General features: G+C 73.5%; 4 protein-coding genes. 1 reads left to right on the top strand and 3 read right to left on the bottom strand.

Annotated features, from left to right (window positions below; translation table 11 throughout):
* The first annotated feature begins 579 nt into the window (after positions 1 to 579).
* The gene (locus AB0I88_RS19870) at positions 580 to 1,248 is read left to right on the top strand and encodes a phosphotransferase (protein WP_361026166.1); all 669 of its coding nucleotides are present in this window, start codon (positions 580 to 582) and stop codon (positions 1,246 to 1,248) included.
* 91 nt (positions 1,249 to 1,339) lie between these two features.
* On the opposite strand, the gene AB0I88_RS19865 is transcribed toward AB0I88_RS19870, so the two are convergent.
* From AB0I88_RS19865 to AB0I88_RS19855, 3 genes are read right to left on the bottom strand one after another with little or no spacing between them, the layout of a single operon-like run.
* Complete coding sequence (locus tag AB0I88_RS19865) at positions 1,340 to 2,620, bottom strand: VWA-like domain-containing protein (protein ID WP_361026164.1); 1,281 nt, start codon at positions 2,618 to 2,620, stop codon at positions 1,340 to 1,342.
* Positions 2,617 to 3,789, bottom strand: coding sequence for a MoxR family ATPase (locus AB0I88_RS19860; protein ID WP_361026161.1), 1,173 nt, complete (start codon positions 3,787 to 3,789; stop codon positions 2,617 to 2,619). Before AB0I88_RS19860 ends, AB0I88_RS19865 begins: the two co-directional genes overlap by 4 nt.
* 55 nt (positions 3,790 to 3,844) lie before the next feature.
* Complete coding sequence (locus tag AB0I88_RS19855; protein ID WP_361026158.1) at positions 3,845 to 5,269, bottom strand: hypothetical protein; 1,425 nt, start codon at positions 5,267 to 5,269, stop codon at positions 3,845 to 3,847.
* Between the last annotated feature and the right edge of the window lie 864 nt (positions 5,270 to 6,133).

Below are 6,133 nucleotides of genomic sequence, written 5' to 3'. Positions count from 1 at the left end.
GACGCCCTGCCGCCCTGCCGCCCTGCCGCCCTGCCGTTTTGGCGTTCGGGCGTTCTGGCGCCCTGGCGTTCGGGCGCCCTGGCGTTCTGCCGTTCTGCCGCCCTGCCGTTCTGGCGTTCTGCCGTTCTGGCGTTCTGCCGCCCTGCCGTTCTGCCGCCCTGGCGCCCTAGCGTCCTGTCGTCCGGTGGGCGGAGGGCCGGCGTGCGGGGCGATGTGTGCTCGGAGAACGTGACACCCGTCGTGGGTGTGACGACACCCGTTGCGGGTGTCACGTCTGCGGAACACAGATGGCCGAGATCCGTGTCCCGTCTCCCCGAACGGGGACTCGTCTCTGCATCCGCTGCCAGCCGGTGAACGTGGTGGTGGTTGCATGTGGCGGGCGGTGCCGCACGGTGAAGTTCACGTCAGCGGCGGTCGCCGAGGAGCCATCGCGGGCCCGGCCGGGTCGCTTCGCCGGTCTTGCCCAGCGACCAGCACCACCGTTCACGCAATGCCGTCCACATGCGCAACCACCGCAGCGGACGGGTCTTCACCGGTCTTGGACCGCAGATCGCAGACCGGTTCGGTTAACGTCCCGGTATGGATCTTCTCGGATCGGGCCGGGAGGCCGATGTCTACGCCCTCGACGAGCACCGGGTCCTGCGGCGCTACCGTCGCGGTGACGACGGCTCCGGCGAGGCCGAGGTGATGGACTACCTGGCCGGGCACGGGTTCCCGGTGCCCCGGGTGTATTCGGTCGACGGCCCCGACATGATCATGGAGCGGCTCGACGGGCGCACCATGCCCGAGGCCTTCCTGGCCGGGGCGATCACCGTGTCGGAAGGCGCCGCCATCCTCGCCGATCTGCACCACCGCCTGCACGAGTTGCCCGCCCGTCTGAGCACCGCGCCCGGCGACCGTGTCCTGCATCGCGACCTGCACCCCGAGAACGTCATGCTCACCTCACGCGGCCCGGTCCTCATCGACTGGCACAACGCCGCCGAAGGCCCGGCCGCCGTCGACGTCTGCCTGACCGCGATCATCCTGGCCCAGGCGGCCGCCGACCGTACCCACCCGCAAGCCTCCGCGGCAGCCGAGGTTCTCGCCGGTTTCCTGGCCCGGACCGGCGACGGGGCGCTGTCGGCGCTGGGCGACGCGATCGCCGTCCGCCGCGCCGACCCGGCGCTGAGCCCGGACGAGGCGGCCCAGCTCGCCGACACGGTCACCCCGCTGATCCGCGCCGCCTGGCCGTCCGGCGACCTCACCTGACCGCCGCCGACGAGCGCCGATCTCGACCCGGGCTTCTCGGGAGAGCCGTCCCGGAGCCTGGGAAGCGGCGCCGGCGGGCGGTGGGGCGCCATCAGCCGATGGTCACCACCCGGGCCCAGAAGGGCGGGGGATCACGGCGGTAGCCGGGGACACCGGCCGGGACGGTCCGGGGGCGGTTGAACAGGCCCACCACGGTTCGGCACCTGGGCTGCTCGCGCGGCCACGGGGTCTGGCCGTCGGTCAGGACGACCACCACGTCCGGGGCAGGGCGGGCGGACAGGGCGCGGGTGAAGCCGGTCCGGAGGTCGGTTCCGCCGCCGCCGATCAGCTCGATTCCGGCCGCCGCCCGGATCGGGGCGCTGAGGTGGGCGGTGGCGTCGCAGGCCACCACCCGTACCAGGTCGCGGCGGCCACCGACGGCCCGGACGATCGCGGCGACCTCGAGCAGGGCGCTGCCCAGCTCGGTGTCGCTCACCGAACCCGAGGTGTCGATCACCACGCCGACCCGTGGCGGGTTGCGCCGCAGGCTGGGCAGCACCACCTTCGGCAGGCTCGACGAACGCCGCGACGGGCGGCTGTAGACGTAATCCTCGCCCACCCCGGGCGCGGACGCCGCCGAACGGATCGCGGCACCCAGCAGCTCCCGCCACGGTTGCGGGGGATGAACGACCTTCTCGGCCCAGCGCCGCCAGCCCTGCGGCGCCCGTCCCGGTGCTCCGGTGATGGCCTGTGCCACCCGCAACTGGACCAGATCACGTTCCTGCCCGTTGAGGCCGTGTGCGCCGTTCGGGCCCAGCTCCCACTCCCGGGCCAGGCCGTCCGCCCCGCTGCCGCAGTCCAGCCAGGCCAGCTGACGACGGTAGAGGTTCGGCGGGATGCGGGTGGCGTAATCCTCCATGAGCAGACCGCTCGGCAGCTTCAGCTGACCCGGGTGGATCGCCCCTCGCGGAAACGGGAGGCCGTCACCGTACACATCGTCGTTGATCTCGAAATCGGCCGCGACGTTCATGCGGAGCCGGTCCCCGCGCCCGGTCAGGTCCTTCGCCGCGGCGAGGCGCTCGCCGCGGCCGTGATGGTCGCGCAGCAGGTGGGCGACCTCGTGCACCCACACCGCGGCCAGATCCGTCAGCTCCGTGGCGGCCACGAAAGCGGGGGAGACGTAGCAGCGCCAGTAGCGGTCGACGGCCATCGTCGGCACGGTCGGCGACTCCACCACCCGCAGCGCGAACAGGGCGGTCGCCAGGTAGGGACGCATCTGGGCGGCGTGGAGGCGTGCCGCGTACAGTTTCTCGCTCTCCTCGGCGGTGAGCGTCGCACGTGGCCCGTCCACGACGCCGCCGCCGCGCCGCGCGGGTTCGGTGGGACCGGTCATCGGGCGGCGCCGACCCGCTCGGCGAGCGACAGCACCGGGGCGAGCAGCTCGATGTCGGCCGGCAGCACCCAGTCGGCGCGGCGCAGACCGGCCAGTGCGGTGGCCGGGCCGACGACCAGATCGGGCGGCCCCATCCGCAGCGCCCGCACCAGCACCGTCCACGCGGCGTCCCAGCGGGAACGTTCCGGGCGCTGCCGGATCGCCTCGACCACCCCGTCCAGCACCACCTGCCGCAGGTCGCCGCGGGCCGGGAGCAGGGCGGTGTCCGGTTCGGCCAGCAGCTGCTCCGGGTCGGGCAGGTCCATCCGGTCCAGGAACGCCATCAGCTCCAGCCCGGGGCCGTCGCCGACCGTGCCGCGAACCAGCATCGACAGCACCTCGCGGGACGCGCCGGCCGCGGTGGCGAAGGCGATCAGCCGTACCGTCATGTCCCAGCTGCGCGGCGACGGCCACGGGCCGCCCCGGCGGGTCTCGGTGTCCGGCAGCCGGTGCACCATGGTCGGGCGGGCACGCAGGAAACCGCACACCGCGCGGCGGGCCACGTCCACCGCTTCCGGCAGACGGTCCGGGTCCAGGGCCGGCAGGACGGCGCTCGGCCACGTTCCGCCGAGGCCGCGGACCACCACCTCGTGCTCGTAGGTCCACTGGAGGTGCACGAACCGGTTGGCCAGCGGCGGGCTCAGCTCCCAGCCGTCGGCAGCCGAGGAGCGCGGGTTGGCGGCGGCCACGATCCGTACGCCGTCCGGCAGCCGCAACGCCCCGACCCGCCGTTCCAGCACCACCCGCAGCAGCGCCGCCTGCACGGCCGGCGGGGCGGTCGACAGCTCGTCCAGGAAGAGCAGTCCGCGGCCGGCCCGGACCAGGCGTACCGCCCAGTCCGGGGGTGCCATCGGCACACCCTGCACCGCTGGATCGTCGCCGACGACCGGCAGCCCGGCGAAGTCGGACGGTTCGTGCACGCTGGCGATCACGGTGGTGAGCGGCAGTCCCAGCCCGTCGGCAAGCTGGTTGAGGGTGGCCGTCTTGCCGATGCCCGGCTCACCCCAGAGCAGCACCGGCAGGTCGGCGGCGACGGCCAGGGTGAGCGCGTCGAGCTGGTTGTCGGGCCGCTGCTCGGTACGCGTGTCGGCGAGCAGGGCGAGAAGATCCGTGGCGACGGAAAGCGTCAAGTGAGATCACCTTTGGTGGGAAGAGGGTGGAGGCGCGGGTCCGCGCTCTCTGGATCTAGACGGTGGGGCGTGGACGGCGGCGCGTCCGGTGGTCCCGTCCGCGGCGCCCGAGCCGGCCGAGCGTGGCCTTCCCGGAGAGGCCCGGCTCGCCGAAGAACAGCCCGGCCCGGAACATGCCGTGCCTGACCCGTTCCTCCACGGCGGCCGCGAACTCGTCCCGCAGCTCGCCTTCGGGCAGCCGGGCATCGGTGCCGAGGTGTTCCTCCGCGACGGCCAGCGCCCCGTCGTGATCCCCGTGATCGAGCCGCCCCCGAACCTCGTCAAGGAACACCGGCCGACGCCCGGCCTCGGCGATCACGCCCAGGCAGGGCAGTGGCGGGCCGCCGAGCCGCCGCAGGATCTCCTCCCGCCGCAGCTCGGCGTCGTCGTGGTCGAGCGGTACGAGCATGCCGTCCACCAGCCCGAGCCGGTGCATGGCGCCGCGGCACTCGACGAGCCGCCCGGCGCCGGCCCCGGCCCTGGCGCTGCGCGGCGAGCCCGGAGCGGGCAAGGCGGACTCACCGGGTGCGGGCGTGGGGTGGGCCTCGGGCGGCGTGACGCTGGATTCGGGCGTGGGGTGGGCTTCGGGCGGTGAGGCGCCGGGCGGCGGATCGGCCTCCGGCCACGGCGCCAGCGCGGCCGCGACCAGCGGATGCAGCCGGTCCGCCTCGATCAGTCCGGCCCGGAGCAACTCCAGGTCGGGCAGCACCCAGGTGGCCGCCCACGGCAGCACCAGCCCGGACGGGTCCCCGCCTCGGGTGGCACGCCGTGGACGGTCCTCCCCGAGCACCAGCCGCCGCCCGCCCCCGAGACGAACGGTGACCGGCCCGTCCCGCCCTTCGGCCGCCCGCAGAATCGCGGCTTCGGCTTCCCAGCGGTGCGCCGCGAGTCCTTCCGCGGTGCCCTGCCAATGGTCAGCCCCGCAGCGTTCCCGCAGCTCATGAGCTTGATCGGCGGCCCAGAAGTGGGGATGGAGATCGAGGCGGAAGCGCCGGTCCGGCCGCGCCCGGGGGTGCGGCCCGGCGTCCCGGGACGCCGGATCCCACAACGCGAGACTGATCCGCTGCCCGCCCCCGGCCCATCCGGGAGCGGTCCGCGCCACCAGTTGGACGGCCGTTCCCGGATACCGGGCGAGCGTCATGGTCAGTCCGGGCCGCAGCAGCCCGTCCGGCGCCACCCGCGGAAGATGCCAGCGCAGCAACTCGGGCGCCATCCGCCGAAGATCGGCACGCACCATCGCCGCGAGTCCACGCCCGTGAGCCCGGCCGATCACACGAAGATTGAAATCGATGTCCACATGCGCCGCCGCACACGCCCCGGCCCAGTCTCCGGCCAGACGCCGCGCGGTAGCGGCCTCGATCATCGAAGGCGGCACGGCGAACTCCCGCACACGCCGCCAGTTCTGACGACGGGATTCCCCGTTCGCAATCCAGGAGCGCATCAGCACTCACCTTTTGCGAACGAAACCCCCGATCCACAAACGAAGGTAATCATCGCCGGGGACTGTACAGCCCCCGTTCCGCCCCTGTCACCCCCGAAAACAAACCTGCTATTTGTCCGCCTTTCCATAATTCTTCCTTTCTGGTACGCGGAAGTCCGTCCCCAACCGCACCCGCCCTGTCCCGCCGAGCCCCGCGAGCATCTGCCACCCCAGGCCATAGCGCGCCCGCCGGGCCATCTGCCCCTTCAAGCCGTCGCCCATCCCCGCAGACAGGTGTGTCCGTTCGCAGGTGGCGATGCGCAGGAGCCGATCCTCTTCGGCTGGCGCTGAGCGTCGCCTCAACGCTGCCGTGACAGCGCCGACCCTGCTGGCCAGATAGCCCGCCCCGCCCGCCTGCATGCTCGCCGGGCGGGGCCGCACAGCGCACCGACGGTGTGCCCCGGGTACCGCTGTGGCGCTGGTGAGCGACCGCGCGGGGCCTTGCGTGTGTGCCGAATCGCTTGGCCCCGTCTGCTGGCCGGGCGGGGCCGCACAGCGTACCGATGGTGTGGCCCGGGTACCGCTGTGGCGCTGGTGAGCGACCGCGCGGGGCTTTGCGTGTGTGCCGAATCGCTCGGCACCCTCTGCCCGCCGGGCGGGCGCCCTCAGCGCACCGACGGTGCGCCCTGCCGCCCTGTCGCCCTGGCGTCCTGTCGTCCTGGCGTCCTGTCGTCCTGGCGTCCTGTCGTCCTGGCGTTCTGGCGTCCTGTCGCCCTGGCGTCCTGGCGTTCTGGCGTCCGGTGGGCGGAGGGCCGGCGTGCAGGGCGATGTGTGCTCGGAGAACGTGACACCCGTAGTGGGTGTGACGACACCCGTTGCGGGTGT

This window comes from Actinoplanes sp. NPDC049802 (assembly GCF_040656595.1).
In the GTDB taxonomy this organism is placed as follows: Bacteria; Actinomycetota; Actinomycetes; order Mycobacteriales; family Micromonosporaceae; genus Actinoplanes.
This window is presented reverse-complemented; position numbering and strand designations above follow the sequence as displayed.

What these genes read in the sequence shown, in the direction of transcription:
- AB0I88_RS19870 (WP_361026166.1), top strand. Translation starts at nt 580, where the DNA reads ATGGATCTTCTCGGATCGGGCCGGGAGGCCGATGTCTACGCCCTCGAC.
- AB0I88_RS19865 (WP_361026164.1), bottom strand. Translation starts at nt 2,620, where the DNA reads ATGACCGGTCCCACCGAACCCGCGCGGCGCGGCGGCGGCGTCGTGGAC.
- AB0I88_RS19855 (WP_361026158.1), bottom strand. Translation starts at nt 5,269, where the DNA reads ATGCGCTCCTGGATTGCGAACGGGGAATCCCGTCGTCAGAACTGGCGG.